The organism is Nocardioides sp., from assembly GCF_036274455.1.
In the GTDB taxonomy this organism is placed as follows: Bacteria; Actinomycetota; Actinomycetes; order Propionibacteriales; family Nocardioidaceae; genus Nocardioides.
This window is the reverse complement of record NZ_DASUFR010000185.1, coordinates 1-20,761: the sequence shown is the minus strand read 5'-3', so window position 1 is coordinate 20,761 and position 20,761 is coordinate 1. Positions and strand designations below refer to the sequence as shown.

The following is a 20,761-nucleotide window of genomic DNA, read 5'->3' as shown; positions in this document are numbered from 1 at the left end:
TCCCCCGTCACCGCATCCACCGAGCGGTGCGACGCAGGAGCACGGCGTAGGCCGTCATCACGATCGCGACCACGACCACCATCTGGAGGGCCAGCGCGAAGCCGAGCCCCTTCTGCCCGAGCACGACCTCGCTGGTGAGCGCGGTGCGGATCAGCAGCGGCGTGATGAACGAACCCTGGCTGATCAGCGCCGCAGCGGTCGCATAGGCCGCGAACGCGTTGGCGAAGAGGAGCAGCGCACAGCCCAGGAACGCCGGCCGCAGCAGCGGTATCGCCACCTTGGTCCAGTACTGGAACGTCGTGGCCCCGAGGTTGACCGCGGCCTCCCGCCACTGCGGCCGCAGCCCCTCGAGGGCCGGCAGGAACACGATCACCATCAGCGGGATCTGGAAGTAGGTGTAGACGAGGATCAGCCCCGGCAGCTCGTAGAGCCAGGAGTAGCCGGTGTCTGAGGCGCCGAAGACGTCGGCCAGGAAGTTGGTCAGCAGGCCGTTGAAGCCGAGCGTTGCCAGCCAGGCGAAGGCCAGCGTGACGCCACCGAACTGCGCCAGCACGCCGCAGATCGCCGTGATCGTACGCCGCAGAAGGCTGTTCGGCGGCGCGGTGACGATCAGGTAGGCGAGCAGCGCACCCAGCACGGCGCCGGTCGCCGCCGAGGCGAAGGAGAGGTAGAGGCTCTGCTTGAGGGCGTTGATCGCGGTCTCGTCGGTCAGCGCCCGGATCCGCTCGAGGGTGAACCCCCCGTCCTCGCTCCGGAACGCGCCGGCCACCACCGACAGCGTCGGCCAGACGAGGAAGACCGCCACGTAGAGCAGGAACGGGAGCAGCCCGAGCCAGGGGGCGAGGCGCGTGCCTCGCCACCCGGCCCGAGGCGCCCTGGTGGACGCCACCGCAGTGACGTCCACCGGCGCGATGGCGGTCAGCCGACCGCCTTCGCCCAGTTGTCGGCCAGGTAGGCCGCCATCTTCTCGGTCTGCTCGTTGGTCGGGATGACCGGCGTACCGCTCACCTCGGGCAGAGCGTCGTACTTCGTCTGGTCGATCGTCCCCGCGGCGACCATCGCGTCGGCGCGGACGGGCCGCGCACCGCCGCCGAGCCAGAGGTTCTGGCCTTCGTCGCTGTAGAGGAACTCCTCCCAGAGCCGGGCGGCCGCCGGGTGCGGCGCGTCCTTGTTGATCGCCTGGAAGTAGTAGCCGGCCACGACCGCACCCTCCGGCACGACGACCTTCCAGCTCGGGAGCTTGGCCGTCTCCGCGGCGTTCAGGTAGTCCCAGTCGATGACGACCGGCGTCTGGCCGGACTCGATGGTCGCCGCTGTCGGGTCGACGGGCAGGAAGTTGCCGGCGTCCTTGAGCTTCTTGAAGAAATCGACGCCCGGCGCGATGTCGTCGGCCGAGCCGCCGTTGGCGATCGACGCCATCACCACGCCACTGAACGCGGCGCCGGCCTGGGTCGGGTCGCCGTTCAGCGCCACCTTGCCCTTGAAGTCGGGGCCGAGCAGGTCGTCGAGGGTCGTCACGTCCGGGACCTTGTCGGAGTCGTAGCCGATGGACATGTAGCCGCCGTAGTCGTTGACCCACGTGCCGTCCGGGTCCTTGAACTGGTCGGGGATGTCGTCGAAGGTGGCCACCTTGTACGGCGCGTACTTGTCGGTGTTCGCCAGCGCCACCGACTGCCCGAGGTCGAAGACGTCGGGCGCCCGGTCGGTGCCCTTGAGCTGGTCGGCGGCGTTGATCTCGTCCTGGCTGGCCGCGTCGGGCTGGTCGGACTGGACCTTGATGCCGTACTTCTTGCTGAAAGCGTCGATGATCGCGCCGTAGTTGGCCCAGTCCGGCGGCAGCGCGATGACGTTGAGCGTGCCCTCCTTCTTGGCCGCCGCTTCCAGGTCGGACATGCCGCCGAAGTCCTCGGCCGAGGTGGCCGTCTTGGCGTCAGTCCCGCTGCTGCCCGAGTCGTTGTTGTCGTCGTCCGACGGGGGGCCGCAGGCCGTGACCGCGGCCGCAGCGCTCAGGGCGGCCACCGTGGCCAGCCAGCTCCGAATCCTCACGAGTCCTCCCAGTTTTCGTGGCGCACGTTGCACCGCGCGAACCCTCGCGGTCCCTGCTGTCCTTGCGGTGTCGGGGAGGCTTCCCGGACAGGTGCTTCCCGTGACAGCAGGTCACAGGGGGGTACGGCGGGGTCAGCGTACGACGGGCAGCCCATGCTGGCGAGAGGCGACGCGCCCGGTGCGATCGCCGAGGCCGCTGCGTACGCTCAAGGCCGTGAGCGAGGCCCCACCTGCTGCCCAGTTCCGCTACTCCGACCTGCTCCCGATCGGACCCGACGAGACGCCGTACCGGCTGGTGACCACCGAGGGCGTCTCGACCTTCGAGGCGAACGGGAGGACCTTTCTCCAGATCGCGCCCGAGGCGATCCAGCGGCTCACCGCGGAGGCGATGCACGACATCGCGCACTTCCTGCGCCCGGCGCACCTCGCGCAGCTGCGCCGGATCATCGACGACCCCGAGGCGTCGGGGAACGACCGGTTCGTCGCGCTCGACCTCCTCAAGAACGTCAACATCTCCGCCGGCGGCGTGCTGCCGATGTGCCAGGACACCGGCACCGCGATCGTCATGGGCAAGAAGACCGAGCGCGTGCTCACCGGCGCGGACGACGGCGAGTGGGTCTCGCGGGGGGTGTACGACGCCTACACGCGGCTCAACCTGCGCTACTCCCAGCTCGCGCCGCTGACGACGTGGGAGGAGAAGAACACCGGCACGAACCTGCCGGCCCAGGTCGAGATCTACTCGGTGCCGGAGCAGGAGGGCCACGGCCCGGAGTACAAGTTCCTGTTCATGGCCAAGGGCGGCGGGTCGGCCAACAAGTCCTTCCTCTACCAGGAGACCAAGGCCGTCCTGAACCCGACGCGGATGCTGCAGTTCCTCGACGAGAAGATCCGGTCCCTCGGCACCGCCGCCTGCCCGCCGTACCACCTGGCCGTCGTGGTCGGCGGCACGTCGGCGGAGTTCGCGCTGAAGACCGCGAAGTACGCCTCGGCGCACTACCTCGACAACCTGCCGACCGAGGGGACGATGACGGCGCACGGCTTCCGCGACCTCGAGCTCGAGGAGGAGGTCTTCAAGCTCACCCAGTCGTTCGGGATCGGTGCGCAGTTCGGCGGGAAGTACTTCTGCCACGACGTCCGGGTCGTCCGGCTCCCGCGGCACGGCGCCTCGTGCCCGGTCGCGATCGCGGTCTCGTGCTCGGCGGACCGGCAGGCGCTCGGCAAGATCACCGCCGAGGGGGTCTTCCTCGAGCAGCTCGAGACCGACCCGGCGCACTACATGCCCGACGCCGGGGTCGCCGACGACATCTCCGGCGGCGAGGTGGTCTCCGTCGACCTGAACCGGCCGATGGCCCAGATCCTCGCTCAGCTCAGCCAGCACCCGGTGAAGACCCGGCTGTCCTTGACCGGGCCGCTGGTCGTCGCCCGCGACATCGCGCACGCCAAGATCAAGGAGCGGCTCGACGCCGGTGAGGAGATGCCGGCCTACCTCCGCGACCACGCCGTCTACTACGCCGGCCCGGCCAAGACCCCGGAGGGCTACGCCTCCGGATCGTTCGGGCCGACCACGGCCGGACGGATGGACTCCTACGTCGAGCAGTTCCAGGCCGCGGGCGGCTCGATGGTGATGCTGGCCAAGGGCAACCGGTCCAAGGCGGTCACCGAGGCGTGCCGGACCCACGGCGGCTTCTACCTCGGCTCGATCGGCGGACCGGCCGCGCGGCTGGCCCAGGACTGCATCAGGTCCGTGTCGGTGCTGGAGTACGAGGAGCTCGGCATGGAGGCGGTCTGGAAGATCGAGGTCGAGGACTTCCCCGCGTTCATCGTCGTCGACGACAAGGGCAACGACTTCTTCACCGACCCCTCGGGCTCGGTCACCGTGCCGATCACCGGGCTCCGGGTCCGCTCCGCGCAGCCGTGACGCAGTGACCGTACGCCGCCCGGGTCAGGACCGCGCGCGGGCCTGAGGATTGGACCGCCGGTCGAGGGGGAAGGTCTCCTGCCGTGACCGGCATGTCGATGCACTACGCCGACCTGGCACGCGCGATCTCCGACGTGAGGGAGACCGCCGACGACCTGGACCGCGGGCGGACCAAGCTGCACACGTCCTTCGGCTCGTTCCTCGGTGGCGGCTGGAGGGGCGAGGCCGCGGAGTCGTTCGTCGGCGGCTGGGACGACTGGTCCGACGGCGTCGGCACGGTGCTCGGCGCCCTGCACTCGATCGCCGACCTGCTGGAGGCACACGGCCGCGACCTTCGGGTCCAGGACGGCGGCGCAGAGTCGTCGCTGTCCACCCTGCACAGCCGGCTGGGCGGCTCCGGAGGTGGTCACTGATGGCCCGCGCGTACGCCGTCGACCTCGCCGAGCTCCAGGACCGGATCGACGAGATGGCGGCCTTCGAGAAGACGATCGAGAAGGCCCTCCACCACCTGGACGACGTGGTCGAGAACCTCCATGTCACCTGGACCGGAGAGGCGGCGGCCGCGCACCGTGCGGCGCACGCCGACTGGGTCGCCGGGATGGAGGAGATGCGCCGGGGTCTGGCGGAGATGCGCGCGGCCGCCGACCGGGCGCACGCCAACTACAGCAGCGCGGCGGGTGCCAACTCCCGGATGTGGCGATCGGTGCGCTGACATGAGGATCGACGTCGACGGCGGCGGCTACCAGGAGGCCTGCGACGAGTTCTACTTCGCCAACCACGGCGTGGTGTCCGCGGTCAGCAAGCTCAGCACGGCCGTGGACGGGCTCGGCGGCATGGCCGGGACCGACACCGGCGGCGACGCCTGGGCCGCCCAGTACGACCCGGCGGCCGCGCAGGCCATCAAGGCCGGCTGCGACCTCGGCACGTCGCTCGCCACCATGGCCAACCTGCTCAACGCGTCCCTGATCAACCACGACGCCGCCGACGGCGGCGCGATGCTCTCCGGCCCGCCGCACCTCACCGGCCAGGACACCGGAGACGACGACCCCGACCACTGGGCCGAGGAGCTCTACGCACCGGCGCCACCCTCGGCCAAGGGCGGCACCGGCGACCAGCCGGGCTGGTGGCACTGGATCGCCGGCCACGTCGAGGGGCTGGTCTGGCCCGACGCCGACACCGGGCGGCTGCGCACGGCCGGGTCCGCATGGACGACCGCGGCGAGCGCGATCGACGGCTACAAGTACTACGCGGACGCCGCGTCCGCCATGGTCAGCAACCAGACCTCGCCCGAGGTGCACGACGCGGTGGCGGCCTGCGACGAGATCTCCGGCCACATCAGCGACCTCGCGGCGGCGTACGACTCGATCGGCCAGGCCTGCAACGACTACGCCAAGGCCGTCGACGAGCACCACCAGCAGATCGAGGACGAGCTCGAGAGCTTCATCGAGTGGACGATCGCCATCGAGGCGGGCGGCCTGATCCTCGGAGCGCTGACGCTGGGCGCCGGCGAGGGGGCCGCCCAGGCCGTCGAGGCGGCCGAGGTCGCCAACGCGGGCACCAGGGTGGTGCGGATCCTCAAGAACCTCATCGAGGTGGCGCGCACGGTGGCCACCACGATCGGGCGGGCGCTGACCAGGATCGGCGAGATCGCCGGCAAGCTCGGCAAGTTCCTCAACCCGGCTATCGAGCGGGCACTGGTCAGGCTGGGGGTCCGCGAGGCGGCGGAGACCCTCCCGAAGCTGACCAGGCTCGAGCAGGAGGCCTTCGACTGGGCCAACCGGGCCGACAAGCTCGAGCACATCTTCGCGGCCAAGCACAAGTTCGGCGGCCTGGTCCAGCTCTACGGCAGCGAGGAGAACGTGCTGCGCGCGATGGTGGCCAGCCTGGGCGAGCTGCCCGAGGGTAGGTTCGTCGTCCAGCGGATGATCGGAGGCGAGATGGTGACGATCCGTGGAGCGGTGGTGAACGGCGTGCCCAAGATCGGCACCGCCTTCATCGCGTGATCCCGGCCGACACCCCGGCACAAACCGAGGACGCCCGCCGGACCATCGAGGTCGTCGTCCGCGACGACCCTCAGGGGCAGGCGCTGCTGGCCCAGCTCCACGACGCGGAGCTGTCGGTCGCCCCCAGCGAGGTGACCATCCGGCCCCAGCCCGGCGCTGCGCGCGCCGAGGTGCCGGACGGCCCGCTCGACACGGTGGCGGTCGTCACCGACGACCGGGGCGGCCACTGCGGCGAGATCCTGGTCTGGGTCGACTCGGGACTGCTCAGCTCGGCGGAGTACGCCTGGGTCACCGACGAGCCTCCCACCTCCTGGCCCGACCCCGGACACGTCCGGGTCGGCTGAGGCCGTGGAGGCACCCGAGGTCGAGTACGCCGAGGTCGCGCGGGCCGAGTCCGAGCGCGGCGAGCTGGTGCTGCGCGAACGCCGCCCGGTGGACGGCGGCCCGACGTCGCTGGAGCTCCGGGCCAACGGGATCTTCGTGATGGACACCGTCGAGGTGAGCACCGAGCGGGCCATGGCGCACGCCGCACTGGCGCTGGTGGACGGTCCGCGTGCCGTCCTCATCGGCGGGCTGGGCCTCGGCCACACCATGCACGAGGTGCTCGCCGACTCACGGGTCGAGAAGTGCGCAGTGGTCGAGATCGAGCCGGCCCTGGTCGAGTGGATGCGCGCCGGACTGGTCCCCGACGGCCCGACCCTGCTCGCCGACGAGCGGGTCACCGTCGTCGAAGCCGACATCGTGGCCGCGATGGCCGAGGCCCACGAGGCGTCCTACGACCTGGTGCTGCTCGACGTCGACAACGGGCCGGGGTACCTCGTGCACGCGGCCAACGCCGCCCTCTACGAGGCGCCCGCGCTGACCGATGCCCGCAGGATCCTGCGCCCGGGCGGTGCACTGGTCGTCTGGTCCGCCGATGAGTCGCCGGAGCTGGAGGAGTCGTTGCGGAGCGTCTTCAGCGAGGTGCGGCCGGACCGGCACGACGTGCAGCTGCACGACCGCGACGAGCACTACTGGCTCTACGTCGCGCGACCCTGAACCAAGGCGACGAACCGCTCGGCGCCCTCGACCTCCACGTCGTACGCCGGCCGGACCAGGTCCTCGGGCCGGAGCACCAGCTGCACCATCGTCGCGAGCGACCCCTTGCGGGCGAACCGTCGCGCGCCGTTCTCTCGATAGCCGACCTTGCGGCTGACGCCCTGCGAGGGCTGGTTGTCGGCGAACGCGCCGGACGTGACCTCCTCGAAGCCGAGGTGGTCGAAGCAGAGCACGCAGATCGCCTGCCGCATCAGGGTGCCGATGCCCCTCCCGTGGAACTCCATGCCGAGCCAGGAGCCGGTCTCGCCGGTCCGGGTGACCTGGAAGTCGTGCGTCGCCACGCCCTGGACGCCGACGAAGCGCCCCTCGTGCCAGACGCCGAGGTCGAGCGCCCACGCCTCGGGCTTGAGCGAGGCCCGCTCGCCCCAGTGGTACTGCAGGAACTGTCGCTCCTGCTCTGCGCCATCGAAGTCGGTCCAGGGGAAGGAGAACGGCATGAGGTCGGGCCCGTGGATCCCGGCGTGCACCACCGTCAGCACCTCGGCGAAGTCGTCGTCACGCAGTGGCCGCATCACCAGCGGGCCGCAGGTCACCCGCAGGCCGAACGGCGGCCACAGCTTCGCGAGGGCGTCCATGGGACGAGGGTCACCGACCACCGCCCCCGGGGGCAACGGGTTTGGCTGGGTAGGTTCGAATCATGGCCGAACCCGACTACCGCACCGAGCACGACTCCATGGGCGAGGTCCAGGTCCCACGTGAGGCGCTGTGGCGCGCACAGACCCAGCGCGCGGTTGAGAACTTCCCGATCAGCGGTACGCCGATCGAGCCGGCGCTGGTCCACGCCATCGGCGAGGTGAAGGCCGCCGCCGCCAAGGTCAACGGCGCACTCGGCGTACTCCCCGGCGAGCAGGCCGCGGCGATCGAGGCGGCCGCTCGGGCGGTGGCGGCCGGCGAGCACGACGACGCCTTCCCGATCGACGTCTTCCAGACGGGCTCGGGCACGAGCTCCAACATGAACGCCAACGAGGTCATCGCCTCCCTCGCGCAGCGGGCCGGCGTGGAGGTGCACCCCAACGACCACGTCAACGCCTCCCAGTCGTCCAACGACACCTTCCCGACCGCGATCCACGTGGCGGCCGCGCTGGCGGTCACCGGGGACCTGCTGCCCGCGCTCGAGGTGCTGGCGAGCTCGCTCGAGGCCAAGGCCGAGGAGTTCGCCGGGCTGGTGAAGTCCGGCCGCACCCACCTGATGGACGCCACCCCCGTGATGCTCGGCCAGGAGTTCTCCGGCTACGCCGCGACGGTGCGCTACGCCGTCGAGCGGCTGGAGTCGGTGCTGCCACGGGTGCGCGAGCTGCCCCTGGGTGGCACCGCGGTCGGCACCGGCATCAACACGCCCGCGGGCTTCCCGCAACAGGTGATCGAGGCCCTGTCGGAGGCCACCGGCACGCCGTTCACCGAGGCCCGAAACCACTTCGAGGCGCAGGGCACCCGGGACTCCCTGGTCGAGCTGAGCGGCGCGCTCAAGACCTACGCGGTAGGGCTCACCAAGATCTGCAACGACCTGCGCTGGATGTCGTCGGGCCCGACGACCGGGCTGGCGGAGATCCACCTCCCCGACCTGCAGCCGGGGTCGAGCATCATGCCGGGCAAGGTCAACCCGGTCCTCCCCGAGGCCACCCTGATGGTCTGCGCCCAGGTGATCGGCAACGACGCGACCGTGACCGTGGCCGGGGCCAGCGGCTCCTTCGAGCTCAACGTCGCGATGCCGGTGATCGCCCGCAACGTCCTCGAGTCGGTCCGGCTGCTGGCCTCCTGCTCCCGGCTGCTGGCCGAGCGGTGCGTCGACGGCATCACCGCGGACGCCGAGCGGATGCGCCAGTACGCCGAGTCCTCACCCTCGGTGGTCACGCCGCTGAACAAGTACCTCGGCTACGAGACCGCCGCCAAGGTCGCCAAGCAGGCGCTGGCCGACGGCGCGACCATCCGCGAGACCGTGCTCAGGCTCGGCTATGTCGAGCGCGGCGAGCTCACCGAGGAGCAGCTAGACGAGGCGCTCGACGTGGAGCGGATGACCCACCCGTGAGCCTCCGTGCCGGTTGATTCGGGGGTTCCGCCGGTTGATTCGGGAGTTCCGCCGGTTGATTCGGGAGTTCCGCCGCCGTCAGATGTCCGGAATCGACCGGCACAAGTCCGGAATCGACCGGCAGATGTCCGGAGTCAACCGGCAGAAGTCCGGAATCAACGCCGCCGGTCAGTACCAGCCGTGGCCCTGGCTGTGCGCCCAGGCACCGCAGGGCGAGCCGTAGCGGTCGGCGATGTAGCCGAGCCCCCACTTGATCTGGGTGACCGCGTTGTCGCGCCAGTCGTCGCCGGCGGAGGCCATCTTGGAGCCCGGGAGGGCCTGCGGGATGCCGTAGGCGCCGGAGGGGTTCGCGGCGTGGACGTTCCAGTGCGACTCGCGCATCCACAGCGAGTCGAGACAGCCGAACTGGTCCTGGCTCCAGCCGTACGTCGCCAGGAGGGCCCGGGCGATGTCCTGGGGCGACTCGTCGGAGAGGTCCTCGGTGCGCGACATGGTGTTGCCGCTGCCCAGGGAGAGCGTGTGCTTCTTGAGCGGGTCGGCCGCGGCCCGGCTGTCGGACCGGGTGACCGGCGCCTCGGAGCGATGGGTCGCGGCGGCGGCCGCGTCGTCCTCGGCCTGCGCGCTGTCGCTGATCGACGCACCGGAGATCGCGGCCTCGGCCTGGGCGCCGAGGTCGGCGACGGCGGAGGTGGTCGAGGTGGCGGGGCCGGCATGCGGGCTCAGTGTGAGCGAGCCGCTGCCGACCGCGAAGCCGGTGGCCACGACCGCCATCGACGAGAGCGTCAGCGAGGTCTTGAGCGCGGCCTTCGGGGCGCGTCGAGCCCTGGAGGCGCGGTGCTTGCCGGCCTGTGGCTGGTGCGACGACACGAAGGGGGACTCTCTTCCACGGGTGACGAGGACGCTCGGGAATCTCCGACACCCTGCCTGACCCCGGAGGTGGTTGCAAACCGAACAATGATGAAACTGGTCGTTCGGATGACTCTGCAGTCACACCAGCCACAGGAGTCCCAGACAGGGTCCTTTGCAGGGTTCAGAGGGTGACGTTCTCCAGGAGCTCGGTGACCAGGGCCGCGATCGGCGACCGTTCTGAACGTGTCAGGGTCACGTGGGCGAACAGTGGATGGCCCTTGAGCTTCTCGACCACCGCGACCACTCCGTCGTGGCGGCCGACGCGGAGGTTGTCGCGCTGGGCCACGTCGTGGGTGAGCACCACCTTGGACCCCGCCCCGATGCGGGAGAGCACGGTGAGGAGCACGTTGCGCTCGAGTGACTGCGCCTCGTCGACGATCACGAAGGCGTCGTGGAGCGAGCGACCGCGGATGTGGGTCAGCGGGAGCACCTCGAGCATGCCGCGGTCGAGCACCTCGTCGATCACGTCGCGGGAGGTGAGGGCACCCAGGGTGTCGAAGACCGCCTGCGCCCAGGGCGCCATCTTCTCCGACTCCGAGCCGGGCAGGTAGCCGAGCTCCTGCCCGCCGACCGCGAACAGCGGGCGGAAGACGACCACCCGCTGGTGCTGGCGGCGCTCCAGGACCGCCTCGAGCCCGGCGCACAGCGCCAGGGCGGACTTGCCGGTGCCGGCGCGGCCACCGAGCGAGACGATGCCGACCTCGGGGTCGAGCAGCATCTCCAGCGCGATCCGCTGCTCGGCCGAGCGGCCGTGGATGCCGAACGCCTCGCGGTCGCCGCGCACGAGGTGGACGAGCTTGTCGGGGCCGACGCGGCCCAGCGCCGTACCGCGCTCGGAGAGCAGCACCAGGCCGGAGTGGCAGGGCAGGTCGCGGGCCGCCTCGAGGTCGAGGGTGCCGTCGTCGTAGAGCTCGTCGAGTTCGGCGGCCCCGACCTCCAGCTCGGCCATGCCGGAGTAGCCGGGGTCGGAGTCGCCGATCGTCTCGCCGCGGTACTCCTCGGCGTCGAGGCCGACCGCGGACGCCTTGATCCGCAGCGGGAGGTCCTTGCTGACCAGCGTGACCCGGTCGCCGTCCTGGGCGAGGTTCCACGCCACAGCGAGGATCCGGGTGTCGTTGTCGCCCATCCGGAACCCGGAGGGCAGCGAGTCGGCGTCGGTGTGGTTGAGCTCGACCCGGATGGTGCCGCCGAGGTCGCCGACCGGCACCGGCTCGTCGAGCCGGCCGTGGGTGATCCGCAGCTCGTCCAGCATCCGCAGCGCGGTCCGCGCGAAGTAGCCCAGCTCGGGGTGGTGTCGCTTGCCCTCGAGCTCGGTGATGACCACGACGGGCAGCACCACCTCGTGCTCCTCGAAGCGCCTGAGCGCCCCGGGGTCGGCCAGCAGGACGCTGGTGTCGAGCACGTAGGTGCGAGCGGTCCTGTCCTTCGACGAGCTGGCCTTGATCGGCACGGTCACCCCTCGCAGACCGAACGCGCACTCGACGCCCGGTCCTGGACTCTCACCTGCAGACGGACCGGGAGGGAGCCCGAAGGCCGGAGTGCCGGCCTCCACGCGAGAACCGCGGCTCGCCGCTGGTCCTTCGTGGATCGAGCTTTCGCAAGATTCGGGCCTCCCGATACGGCGAGCTTCCCCACTCGCCGATGTCGCGAACGTACGCCGCCGCGGGCGGTCGACCGGTGCGACACGCCCGAACGATGGGGGCCGAGGAACGAGGACCCCATCGTTCATCGGTGGTTGAGCGGGCGCGCACGGCTGAGCTTGCGAAGCCGTGACCGCGCACGTCGAAACCTCCGCAGCGAGGCACCCAGCCCTCATGTGAGTCCCAGCCCGGCTGCGGTGGTCTCGACGGGCTCGACCCAACGAGCGCGCCTAGGCTCCGAACCTGCGCTCGCGCTGGGCGTAGGCGCGGATCGCGCGCAGGAAGTCGACGCGCCGGAAGTCGGGCCAGTAGGCCTCGCAGAAGTAGAACTCCGACTTCGCGCTCTGCCAGAGCAGGAACCCGCCCAGCCGCTGCTCCCCCGACGTCCGGATCACCAGGTCCGGGTCGGGCTGGCCCCTGGTGTAGAGGTGCTCGGCGATGTGCTCGACGTCGATGATCTGGGCCAGCTCCTCCAGGGAGGTGCCACGGCTGGCGTGCTCGCTCAACAGGGAGCGGACCGCGTCGGCGATCTCGCGGCGCCCGCCGTACCCGACGGCGACGTTGACCAGCATCCCGTCGACGTCGCGGGTGGCCTCCTCGGCGGCCTTGAGCTTCTCGGCCGTGGACGACGGCAGCAGGTCGAGGGCCCCGACCGGGTGCAGCCGCCAGCGCCGGGTCTCCGCCAAGGACTCGACGGCGGCCTCGATGATCTCGAGCAGCGAGTTGAGCTCGGCCGGGGGGCGGTTCAGGTTGTCGGTCGAGAGCAGCCACAGCGTGACCACCTCGATGCCGACCTCGTCGCACCAGCCGAGGAGCGGCTCGATGTTGTCGGCGCCGGCCTGGTGGCCGTGAGCCGTGTCACGGCCCACCGAACGGGCCCAGCGGCGGTTGCCGTCGAGCATGACGCCGACGTGCTTGGGCAGGTTGTCGGGCATCCGGCGCAGCATCCGCGCCTCGTACAACGGGTAGACGACCTTCCGCACGCCGCGCTTCCAGTCCGCCACATACCTGATGTTACGTAACTTCCTCGTGTCGTTCGGCGCATCTTCATGTCGCGCTCAGGAGTGCTGGGTACCTTCGTGGACGTGAGCAACCCGGTCTCGGACGCCGTACGCGCGGGAGTCGACTCCGTCACGGAGCGGCTCGACGACCTGCGCGACGACCTGCGCGACCTCAAGCCCAGGCTGAGGGGCTGGCTGCACCTCGGCACCGCGCCGCTCGCGCTCGCCGCGGGCATCGTCTTGATCTCGCTCTCGCCCGACGCCAGGACGAGGATCGGCTCGGCGGTGTTCGCCGCGTCCGCGCTGGTGCTTTTCACGGTGTCCGCGATCTACCACACCGGGACCTGGTCACCGCGGGTCTGGGCCTTCCTCCGCAGGTTCGACCACTCCAACATCTTCCTGCTGATCGCCGGCACCTACACGCCGTTCAGCCTGCTGCTGCTGCACGGCACCGCGCAGGTCGCGCTGCTGACGACGGTCTGGACGGGCGCCGTGCTCGGAGTGGCGTTCCGGGTGTTCTGGACCGACGCCCCGCGGTGGCTCTACGTCCCGATCTACATCGCGCTGGGCTGGGCGGCGATCTTCTTCATCCCGGCCTTCCTCCACGGCGCCACCGCGCTCGGCCTCGGCATCGGCATCGCGGTCTTCGTGATGATCCTGACCGGCGGTGCGCTCTACACCTGCGGCGGTGTGGTCTACGGGCTCCGGCGGCCGAACCCGTCGCCGCGCTGGTTCGGCTTCCACGAGGTCTTCCACTCGTTCACGATCCTGGCCTTCGTCTCCCACTACGTGGGGATCTCCATGGCCACCTACGCACTGCGCTGACGCTCGCTCCGGGGGGAGCGGTGGGTCTGCAACGGTTGTCCACGTGGAGAGCGGTTGCTCCGCCACCGCCACCGTGGCAGGAATGTCAGCCCTTGGGAATCGTCGTCCCGCGCCCGTGCAGCATCGTGATGATCGAGGCGAGCTGCCGGTCGGCCTTCTCGGTGCGGTCGAAGGTCGTGAGCGCGAGCAGCGGCTTGAACCGCTGCCGGGCGATCGCCTTGGCGAAGGTGAACTCCTTGAGGCCGTCCGGGCCGTGGATCCGTCCGAAACCGGAGTCCCCGACGCCACCGAAGGGCAGGGAGGGGATCCCGGCGAAGGTGATGACGCCGTTGACAGCGGTCATGCCGGAGCGGATGCGGGAGGCGAGCTCCATCCCGCGGGCTTTGGAGAACACCGTGGAGCCGAGGCCGTAGCGGGTGGCGTTGGCCAGTTCGACGGCCTCGTCCATGTCGCGCACCTTGCGGACGGTGACGGTCGGGCCGAAGGTCTCGTGCTGGACGGCCTCGGAGTCCTCCGGTACGTCGACCAGGACGGTCGGCTGCACGAACCGCGCACCGACCGCGTCGGCACCGCCGACGACCGCGCGGCCACCGCGGATCAGCGCGTCGGTGATGTGCGCCTTGATGACGTCGAGCTGCCTGGGCATCGTGATCGGCCCGATCTGCGAGTCCGGGCCCTCGTGGGCGGTGATCGCGCGGGCCTTGTCGGTCAGCGTGGCGAGGAACTCGTCGTAGACCCTCTCGTGGACGTAGACCCGCTCGACGCCGGCGCAGGTCTGGCCGGCGTTGGAGCACGCTCCCCAGATCGCCGCGTCGGCGGCGGCCTCGACGTCGGCGTCCTCGTCGACCAGGAGCGGGTCCTTGCCACCGGCCTCGATCACGACCGGGGTGAGCGTCTCGGCGCAGGCGGCCATGACCTTCCTGCCGGTCGCGGGAGATCCGGTGAAGGCGACCTTGTCCACGCCCGCGGTGCACAGCGCGTGGCCGGTCTCCCCGAACCCTGTGACCACGGACAGCACCGGCCGGCCGACCGTCTCGAGGAAGGTCCGGGCCAGCCACTCGGCGACACCGGGGGTGTACTCCGACGGCTTGAAGACGACGGCGTTGCCGGCCGCCAACGCGTAGGCGATCGAGCCCATCGGTGTGAACACCGGGTAGTTCCACGGCCCGATCACGCCGACGACGCCGAGCGGCTGGTACTCGACGTAGGCCGCCTGGTTGGCCATCAGGAGCCCGGAGGGGACCTTGCGACGCCTGAGCACCTTCCCGGCGTGCGACGCCGCCCACGAGAGATGGTCGACGGCCAGCGCCGCCTCGAGCATGGCGTCACTGTGCGGCTTGCCCGTCTCGCGGTGCATCAGCCCCGCCAGTTGGGCGAGACGGCGCGTCATCACGCCCTTCCACGCCTGCAGGTGCTTCTCGCGCTCGTCGAACGACAACCCCTTCCACCATGCCGCCTCCTCACGGGCGCGCGCGACCGCGGCCCGCACCTCGTCGGCGGTGTGGACCGGGTGGGTGCCGACCACGTCGCCGGTGCGCGGGTCGAGCGACTCGAAGGTCGTGGCCTGCCCGGCGTCGGCGCGGGCCTCGGTAGCGGTCATCTGCTCTCCTTGACGAGGTCGGCGGCCTTCTCGCCGATCATGATCGTGGGGGCGTTGGTGTTGCCGCGTACGACGGCCGGCATCACCGACGCGTCGACGACCCGGAGCCCGTCGACGCCGCGCACGCGCAGGGCGGGATCGACGACCGCGTCCTCGCCGGTGCCCATCGCGCAGGTCGACGTCGGGTGGAAGAGCGTCTGGGCCCACTGTCGCGCGTGCTCGACGAGCTCCTCGTCGGTCGGGTGCTCCGGCAGCTGCCAGGGCCGGCCCAGGTACGCCGCCAGCGCCCCCTGCGTGCAGAGTTCCAGCGTCCGCCGCAGCCCGACCAGCAGCGCGTCGAGGTCCGCCTGGTCGTCGAAGTAGGCCGCGTCGATCGCCGGGTGCCAGGTCGGGTCGGCCGAACGGAGCCGCAGGGTCCCTCGGCTGGCGACCGAGACCAGGGTCGGCGCCACGGTGACCATCGCCTTCGTCGGCTCGTGCAGACCGTTGTCGTAGAAGCCCGACGGCGCCATGTGGATCTGCAGGTCCGGTGCCGCCAAGCCGTCGCGGCTGACGAAGAAGGCGCCGGCCTCGCCGACGTTGGAGGCGAGCGGACCGGTCCCCCGCAGCTTCCAGCGCGCGAAGTTGCGGACGTTGTTGAGCTGGGCGAGGTCGCTCGCGCCGTGGGTCTCCCAGATCAGGGGCACGACGGGGTGGTCCTGGAGACCGGCGCCGACGCCGGCCAGGTCGACCTTCGGCTCGACGCCGACCTCGCGCAGGTGGCCGGCCGGCCCGATGCCGGAGAGCATGAGCAGCTGCGGGCTGTTGATCGCTCCGCCACACAGCAGCACCTCGCGCGTCGCGGTGACGGCGTGCGTCGCGCCGGCCTGCCGGAAGGTCACCCCGGTGGCCCGCGACCCCTCGAGCACCACGCCGGTGGCGAGGGCACCGGTCGTCACCGTGAGGTTGGGGCGCGACCGCGCCGGCTTCAGGTAGGCCTCGTTGGTCGACCAGCGCCGCCCCTTGCGGCAGGTGACCTGGTAGAGCCCCGCGCCCTCCTGCGAGGCGCCGTTGAAGTCGTCGGTCGGTTTGTGCCCGGCGCTCACCGCGCTGTCGACGAAGGCATGGCTGAGCGGGTGGGTGTAGACCCGGTCCTCGACCCACAGCGGACCGTCCTGGCCGTGCAGCGGGGCGCCGAGCCGGGTGTTGCGCTCGGCCTTGACGAAGTAGGGCAGGACGTCGTCGAAGCCCCACCCCTCGGCGCCGTGCTGGTCGCGCCAGCCGTCGTAGTCGGCGCGGTTGCCGCGGATGTAGATCATGGCGTTCATCGACGAGCAGCCGCCGAGCGCCTTCATCCGCGGCCAGTAGGCGCGCCGGCCGTGGAGCTGCTTCTGCTCGACGGTCTCATAGCTCCAGTCCCACCCGGTCTTGAACAGGGTCGCGAACGCCGCGGGGATCATCACCTCGTCGGCGTCCGCCTCGCCGCCGGCCTCGAGCAGGCAGACGGTCACGCCGGGGTCCTCGCTGAGCCTCGCGGCGAGGACGGCGCCTGCGCTTCCGGCGCCCACGATGACGTAGTCGTAGCTGTCGCCCGGCATGGGGCGAACCTACTCCCGCCACCCCCGGCTCAGGCCACGAGCGCGAGCTCGCCCGGACATGGGTCCGCAGCACGCCGTGCGAGCGCCCCGAGCGAGACGCCGGCGAGGGCGAAGACGACGGCCAGCACCGCCCAGCCGGACAGGCCGTGGTCGACCGCGGTGGCGGTGACGAGGGCGGGAGCGACCATGCCGGCCAACGAGTAGCCCGTGGTGAACAGGCCCTGGTAGCGCCCCGCGCTCGCGGGGTCGGCGAGCTCGAAGGCGAGGCCCCAGGCACCGGCCTCGGTCCAGACCTCGGCCCAGGCGCCGAGCAGACCGGCGAGCACCAGCACCACCACCGCCACCAGGGCTCCGAGGGGTCCGGTGACGCCGTACATCAGGCACGCTGCCGCGAGCAGGAGGCTGCCGCGCCGGGCGGTGCGACCGGCCAGGCGTACGTCGTCGGTGCCGCGCGCGGCGCGCACCTGGAAGGCGGCCACGAAGGCGGTGTTGATCACCAGCAGGGCCGAGATCACGACCGTCGGCGCGTCGGTCCGGGTCGCGACCCACAGCGGCACCCCGACGGTCTGGATCCCGAACTGCATCGCGGTCACCGACGTCAGCGCCACCAAGGTCAGGTAGGTCCGGTCGCCCATCGGTGAGGGCCCGGGCACCCGGTCGGGTGCGCGGTGTGCGTCCATCCGCGCACCGAAGCCGGGCACCCGGTCGCGCAGCCGGGCCAGCGGCACGGTGGCCAGGGTCGCGAACACGCCCACGGCGACCATCGTGGCGCGGAACGCCGCGGCGCTGTCCGCGAGCAGCGCGACGCCGGCGAGGACGGTGCCGACGCCGATGAACACGTTCGTCACCACCCGGAGCCGGGCCCGGATCGCCACCCGCTCGGGCCCCGAGAACCACCGCGCCTGCACGGTCGCCTTGGCGGTGCTCTGGAGGCTGCGGGCGCCGACCGCGACACAGGCGACGAGGGTGAACGCGAGCGCCGAGCCGGCCAGGACGTAGGCCAGGAAGGCCAGGCCCTGGACCGCGTTCCCCCAGAGCTGGAGCCGGTCCGCACCGACCCGGTCCGCGGCGTACCCACCCGCGAACGACGCTGCCACGCCCACCCCGCCCGCCACGGTCAGCCCCAGCCCCACCGTGGCCGCGGCGAGCCCGACGACCCGGGTGAAGTAGAGCGCGCTGACGGTGTAGAAGAGGCCGGTCGACAGGGCCGCGGTGGTGGTCGAGAGTGTCAGCGCGCGCTCGACGTGGTCGCTCGGCAGCAGCAGGGTTCGGAGGTGGTGGAGCACCCGACGGTTGTGTCACGGACGGCTGCACCGGCACCAACGATGTAGCGTATGGCTTCATGGTGGGGCTGGTCGAGTACGAGCTCGCCGGTGCCGACCTGGGTGAGGTGCGGTTCGCGATCTCGCCGATGAACGAGCTGGCGCTGTCGCTGCGCACATGGCGCGACCCGGGGCGCTACCCGCTGATGTTGCCGTGGTTCAACCTCACCACGGGGGCCCGGGCCGAGCTCGACGGCGAGCTGCTGCTGGCCCTCACCAACGAGGAGCTCTGGACCCCGGACTTCCTGACGCCGAGGCCGTGGTCCCCGCTGACGAGGTTCTCCGAGCAGCTGGATGCGCTCGCGGAGACCCCGCTCGCCGTCGTCCGCTCCGACCTCGCCGAGGTGCACCCCGACCCGCAGGCGCGCCCGCCGGTGCTGTCGGGCCGCAAGGACCGGCTGCTGCGCCGGATCGTGGACGCACTCGCGGCGTACTGGGACAGCTGCTTCGAGCCGTGGTGGCCACGGATGCGCACCGTCCTGGAGGCGGACGTCGTGTTCCGGGGGCGGACGATCGCGCGGGACGGGCTCGCCGCGATGTTCGCGGACCTCTCGCCGAAGATCCGGCTCGTCGACGACGTGGTCCTGGTCGAGACCGTCGCCACCCTCAGGTTCCGGCGCTCCACGGCCGGCGAGGGGCTCACCCTCGTGCCGACGATGTTCACCCGCGGGGCGAGCCCACCGATCTCACCCGAGGAGCCTCCACTCATCATGTACGGCGCCCGCGGCCTGGGCACGCTCTGGGAGGCGGAGCCGGGCGCAGCGTCCGCGGGATCGCTCGAGAACCTGGTCGGGCGCGTCCGGGCCCGGCTGCTGGCGCTGCTGGAGTCGCCGGCCTCCTCGACCGAGCTCGCGGTCCGGCTGGGCGTGACGGTGAGCGCCGTCAACCAGCACCTGCGGGCGCTGCGCGCCGCCGGCCTGCTGACCTCGGCCCGCCACGGGCGCTCGGTGCTCTACCTGCGCTCGGAGCTCGGCGACCGGCTCGTCAGCGCAGCAGCGGGGTGAGCTCCTCGACGGAGGTCACCGGCCGGTCGCAGACGAAGCCACGGCAGACGTAGGCCGCCGGCCGGCCGTCGAGCGGGGCGCGCCCGGACAGGAGCGGCACGTCGTCGCGCGGGCCGTCGGACTCGATGACCACCGCGCCCGGGTGCAGGCGGGCCCGGGCGGCGAGCGCGCGTCGGGCGTCGGTGTCCGGGCCCACGACCGCGACCTCGAGCGGGCCCCCGGAGACCATGGTCTGCGCCGCGGCCAGTGACCAGCCGGCGAAACGCGGCGCCTGCTCGGCCAGCGGCGCGACCGTGGCCAGCGCCTCCTCGGCCGCCTGGCGGTATCGACCCTCGCCGGTCAACGCGTGGGCGGTGACCAGGGCGTGCACCATCGAGGACAGCCCGGACGGGCTCGCGTTGTCGGAGGGGTCTCGGGGCCGGGCCACGAGCACCTCGGCGTCCGCGGCGGTGTCGAAGAAGCCGCCGTCGTCGGCGCGGAACCGCTCGAGTGCGTCGTCCAGCAGGTGCCGGGCCCGGTCGAGCCAGACGGCGTCGCCGGTCGCCTGGACCAGCGACAGGAACCCCGAGGCGACGCAGCCGTGGTCCTCCAGGACCCCGGCCGGCGTGCCGACGACCCCGTCCCGCGAGACCCGCCGCAACCGGCCGTCGACCACGTGCACCTGCCACAGCAGCTCGCCCGCGACCGCCGCCGGCTCGACGTACCCGGCGTCGCAGAGCCCGGTGATGGCCAGGCCGTTCCAGGCCGCGACCACCTTGTCGTCACGCGCCGGGCGCACCCGCTTCTCCCGGGCCTCGAACAGCGCCGTGCGGACCCGCGCGAACCGTTCGTCGTCGTCGGGCTCCTCCAGCCGCTGCAGCACCGAGGTGGCTCCGTCGGGTCCAGCGGACTCGAACGTGCCGGCCTGGGTGACCGAGAGTGCGCGCGCGGCCCACGCGCCGTCCTCGGGCCCGAGCACGTCGCGGAGCTCGGCAGGGGTCCAGACGTAGAACCGTCCCTCGACACCCTCGCTGTCGGCGTCCAGGGCCGAGGCCAGCCCGCCCTCGTCGGTGCGCAGCTCCCGGAGCATGAACTCCGCGGTGTCACGAGCGACGCGGTCGCCGAGCTCGCCACCCACGCGGGCGTAGAGGCCGAGCAGCTGCGCGTTGTCGTAGAGCATCTTCTCGAAGTGCGGCACGACCCAGCGGGCGTCGACCGAGTAGCGCGCGAAGCCGCCGCCGAGCTGGTCATAGATGCCGCCGCTCGCCATCAGCGAGAGGGTGCGCGTCAGCATCGGCTTCGCGTCGCGGCGGCGCAGGAACTCCAGCACCATCGTCGGCGGGAACTTTGGCGCGGTGCCGAAGCCGCCGTTCACACCGTCGTAGTCCCGCTCGAGGAGCGTCACCGCCTGGCCCAGGGTCTCGTCGGTGATCGTCCCGGCGGTCAGTGCGGTGCTGCGGCCGAGGTGCTCGCGCAGCCTGGCCGCGACCCGCCGCACGTCCTCGCCCTTGTTCTCCCAGGCGTCGACCAGCGCCTGGAGGACCTGGGTGAAGCTGGGCTGCCCGTGGCGGGGCTGGTCGGGGAAGTAGGTCCCGGCGAAGAACGGGCTGCCGTCGTGGTCGAGCACGCAGGTCATCGGCCAGCCACCCTGCCCGGTCATCGACGTGGTCGCGTCCATGTAGACCGCATCGACGTCCGGGCGCTCCTCGCGGTCGACCTTGATGCTGACGAAGTGCTCGTTGAGGTAGGCCGCAGTGGCCTCGTCCTCGAACGACTCGTGGGCCATCACGTGGCACCAGTGGCAGGCGGCGTA

General features: G+C 71.5%; 19 protein-coding genes. 9 read left to right on the top strand and 10 right to left on the bottom strand.

What is annotated here, in order from left to right; genetic code table 11:
• Nucleotides 1-7: 7 nt before the first annotated feature.
• Nucleotides 8-889 (bottom strand): ABC transporter permease, encoded by an 882-nt coding sequence (locus VFV89_RS18565; protein ID WP_329707450.1) that lies wholly within the window; start codon nucleotides 887-889, stop codon nucleotides 8-10.
• A gap of 29 nt (nucleotides 890-918) precedes the next feature.
• Nucleotides 919-2,046 (bottom strand): ABC transporter substrate-binding protein, encoded by a 1,128-nt coding sequence (locus VFV89_RS18560; protein ID WP_329707449.1) that lies wholly within the window; start codon nucleotides 2,044-2,046, stop codon nucleotides 919-921.
• A gap of 214 nt (nucleotides 2,047-2,260) precedes the next feature.
• Between VFV89_RS18560 and VFV89_RS18555 the strand changes: the two genes are divergently transcribed.
• The 6 genes from VFV89_RS18555 (at nucleotide 2,261) to VFV89_RS18530 (ending at nucleotide 7,005) form a co-directional block, all read left to right on the top strand.
• A complete protein-coding gene (locus VFV89_RS18555) occupies nucleotides 2,261-3,964 on the top strand; it encodes a fumarate hydratase (RefSeq protein WP_329707448.1) in 1,704 nt (567 codons plus the stop codon).
• A gap of 92 nt (nucleotides 3,965-4,056) precedes the next feature.
• Complete coding sequence (locus VFV89_RS18550) at nucleotides 4,057-4,377, top strand: WXG100 family type VII secretion target (RefSeq protein WP_329707480.1); 321 nt, start codon at nucleotides 4,057-4,059, stop codon at nucleotides 4,375-4,377.
• On the top strand, nucleotides 4,377-4,676 hold the full coding sequence (locus VFV89_RS18545) for a WXG100 family type VII secretion target (protein ID WP_329707447.1): 300 nt from the start codon (nucleotides 4,377-4,379) through the stop codon (nucleotides 4,674-4,676). The genes VFV89_RS18550 and VFV89_RS18545 overlap by 1 nt, the downstream gene beginning before the upstream one ends.
• A 1-nt stretch (nucleotide 4,677) precedes the next feature.
• Nucleotides 4,678-5,967: a hypothetical protein gene (locus VFV89_RS18540; RefSeq protein WP_329707446.1), complete on the top strand. Its 1,290-nt coding sequence runs from the start codon at nucleotides 4,678-4,680 to the stop codon at nucleotides 5,965-5,967.
• The gene (locus VFV89_RS18535) at nucleotides 5,964-6,311 is read left to right on the top strand and encodes a hypothetical protein (protein ID WP_329707445.1); all 348 of its coding nucleotides are present in this window, start codon (nucleotides 5,964-5,966) and stop codon (nucleotides 6,309-6,311) included. The genes VFV89_RS18540 and VFV89_RS18535 overlap by 4 nt, the downstream gene beginning before the upstream one ends.
• Before the next feature lie 4 nt (nucleotides 6,312-6,315).
• Nucleotides 6,316-7,005, top strand: coding sequence for a hypothetical protein (locus VFV89_RS18530; protein ID WP_329707444.1), 690 nt, complete (start codon nucleotides 6,316-6,318; stop codon nucleotides 7,003-7,005).
• Here VFV89_RS18530 and VFV89_RS18525 read toward each other — a convergent pair.
• Entirely contained in the window at nucleotides 6,987-7,640 is a 654-nt protein-coding gene (locus tag VFV89_RS18525; protein WP_329707443.1) for a GNAT family N-acetyltransferase, read from the bottom strand. The two genes, VFV89_RS18530 and VFV89_RS18525, sit on opposite strands and share 19 nt — an antisense overlap.
• 62 nt (nucleotides 7,641-7,702) lie before the next feature.
• Here VFV89_RS18525 and VFV89_RS18520 point away from each other — a divergent pair, with 62 nt between their 5' ends.
• Nucleotides 7,703-9,091 carry a class II fumarate hydratase gene (locus VFV89_RS18520; RefSeq protein ID WP_329707442.1) on the top strand — a complete coding sequence of 463 codons (1,389 nt, stop codon included), beginning with the start codon at nucleotides 7,703-7,705 and terminating at the stop codon, nucleotides 9,089-9,091.
• Nucleotides 9,092-9,259: 168 nt separating this feature from the next.
• Here VFV89_RS18520 and VFV89_RS18515 read toward each other — a convergent pair whose 3' ends face one another.
• From VFV89_RS18515 to VFV89_RS18505, 3 genes are all read right to left on the bottom strand, one after another.
• Complete coding sequence (locus VFV89_RS18515; protein WP_329707441.1) at nucleotides 9,260-9,958, bottom strand: lytic transglycosylase domain-containing protein; 699 nt, start codon at nucleotides 9,956-9,958, stop codon at nucleotides 9,260-9,262.
• A 163-nt stretch (nucleotides 9,959-10,121) separates the two neighbouring features.
• Complete coding sequence (locus tag VFV89_RS18510; RefSeq protein WP_329707440.1) at nucleotides 10,122-11,450, bottom strand: PhoH family protein; 1,329 nt, start codon at nucleotides 11,448-11,450, stop codon at nucleotides 10,122-10,124.
• 420 nt (nucleotides 11,451-11,870) lie between these two features.
• The gene (locus VFV89_RS18505; RefSeq protein ID WP_329707439.1) at nucleotides 11,871-12,644 is read right to left on the bottom strand and encodes an isoprenyl transferase; all 774 of its coding nucleotides are present in this window, start codon (nucleotides 12,642-12,644) and stop codon (nucleotides 11,871-11,873) included.
• An 81-nt stretch (nucleotides 12,645-12,725) separates the two neighbouring features.
• On the opposite strand from VFV89_RS18505, the gene trhA reads away from it, so the two are divergent.
• Nucleotides 12,726-13,466, top strand: a complete 741-nt coding sequence (gene trhA / locus VFV89_RS18500) for a PAQR family membrane homeostasis protein TrhA (protein ID WP_329707438.1) — start codon at nucleotides 12,726-12,728, stop codon at nucleotides 13,464-13,466.
• 85 nt (nucleotides 13,467-13,551) lie between these two features.
• On the opposite strand, the gene VFV89_RS18495 is transcribed toward trhA, so the two are convergent.
• From VFV89_RS18495 to VFV89_RS18485, 3 genes are read right to left on the bottom strand one after another with little or no spacing between them, the layout of a single operon-like run.
• Nucleotides 13,552-15,066 (bottom strand): aldehyde dehydrogenase family protein, encoded by a 1,515-nt coding sequence (locus VFV89_RS18495; protein WP_329707437.1) that lies wholly within the window; start codon nucleotides 15,064-15,066, stop codon nucleotides 13,552-13,554.
• On the bottom strand, nucleotides 15,063-16,643 hold the full coding sequence (locus tag VFV89_RS18490; RefSeq protein WP_329707436.1) for a GMC family oxidoreductase: 1,581 nt from the start codon (nucleotides 16,641-16,643) through the stop codon (nucleotides 15,063-15,065). Before VFV89_RS18490 ends, VFV89_RS18495 begins: the two co-directional genes overlap by 4 nt.
• Nucleotides 16,644-16,672: 29 nt before the next feature.
• A complete protein-coding gene (locus VFV89_RS18485; protein ID WP_329707435.1) occupies nucleotides 16,673-17,929 on the bottom strand; it encodes an MFS transporter in 1,257 nt (418 codons plus the stop codon).
• A 56-nt stretch (nucleotides 17,930-17,985) separates the two neighbouring features.
• Between VFV89_RS18485 and VFV89_RS18480 the strand changes: the two genes are divergently transcribed.
• On the top strand, nucleotides 17,986-18,969 hold the full coding sequence (locus tag VFV89_RS18480) for an ArsR/SmtB family transcription factor (protein ID WP_329707434.1): 984 nt from the start codon (nucleotides 17,986-17,988) through the stop codon (nucleotides 18,967-18,969).
• Here the strand turns inward: VFV89_RS18480 and VFV89_RS18475 are convergent.
• Nucleotides 18,950-20,761: thioredoxin domain-containing protein (locus VFV89_RS18475; protein ID WP_329707433.1), on the bottom strand; the 1,812-nt coding region annotated here is incomplete at its 5' end. The genes VFV89_RS18480 and VFV89_RS18475 overlap by 20 nt on opposite strands.

Coding starts and splice junctions, on each gene's coding strand:
- VFV89_RS18550 (WP_329707480.1), top strand. CDS start 4,057: ATGTCGATGCACTACGCCGACCTGGCACGCGCGATCTCCGACGTGAGG.
- VFV89_RS18545 (WP_329707447.1), top strand. CDS start 4,377: ATGGCCCGCGCGTACGCCGTCGACCTCGCCGAGCTCCAGGACCGGATC.
- VFV89_RS18480 (WP_329707434.1), top strand. CDS start 17,986: ATGGTGGGGCTGGTCGAGTACGAGCTCGCCGGTGCCGACCTGGGTGAG.
- VFV89_RS18540 (WP_329707446.1), top strand. CDS start 4,678: ATGAGGATCGACGTCGACGGCGGCGGCTACCAGGAGGCCTGCGACGAG.
- VFV89_RS18495 (WP_329707437.1), bottom strand. CDS start 15,066: ATGACCGCTACCGAGGCCCGCGCCGACGCCGGGCAGGCCACGACCTTC.
- VFV89_RS18525 (WP_329707443.1), bottom strand. CDS start 7,640: ATGGACGCCCTCGCGAAGCTGTGGCCGCCGTTCGGCCTGCGGGTGACC.
- VFV89_RS18520 (WP_329707442.1), top strand. CDS start 7,703: ATGGCCGAACCCGACTACCGCACCGAGCACGACTCCATGGGCGAGGTC.
- VFV89_RS18490 (WP_329707436.1), bottom strand. CDS start 16,643: ATGCCGGGCGACAGCTACGACTACGTCATCGTGGGCGCCGGAAGCGCA.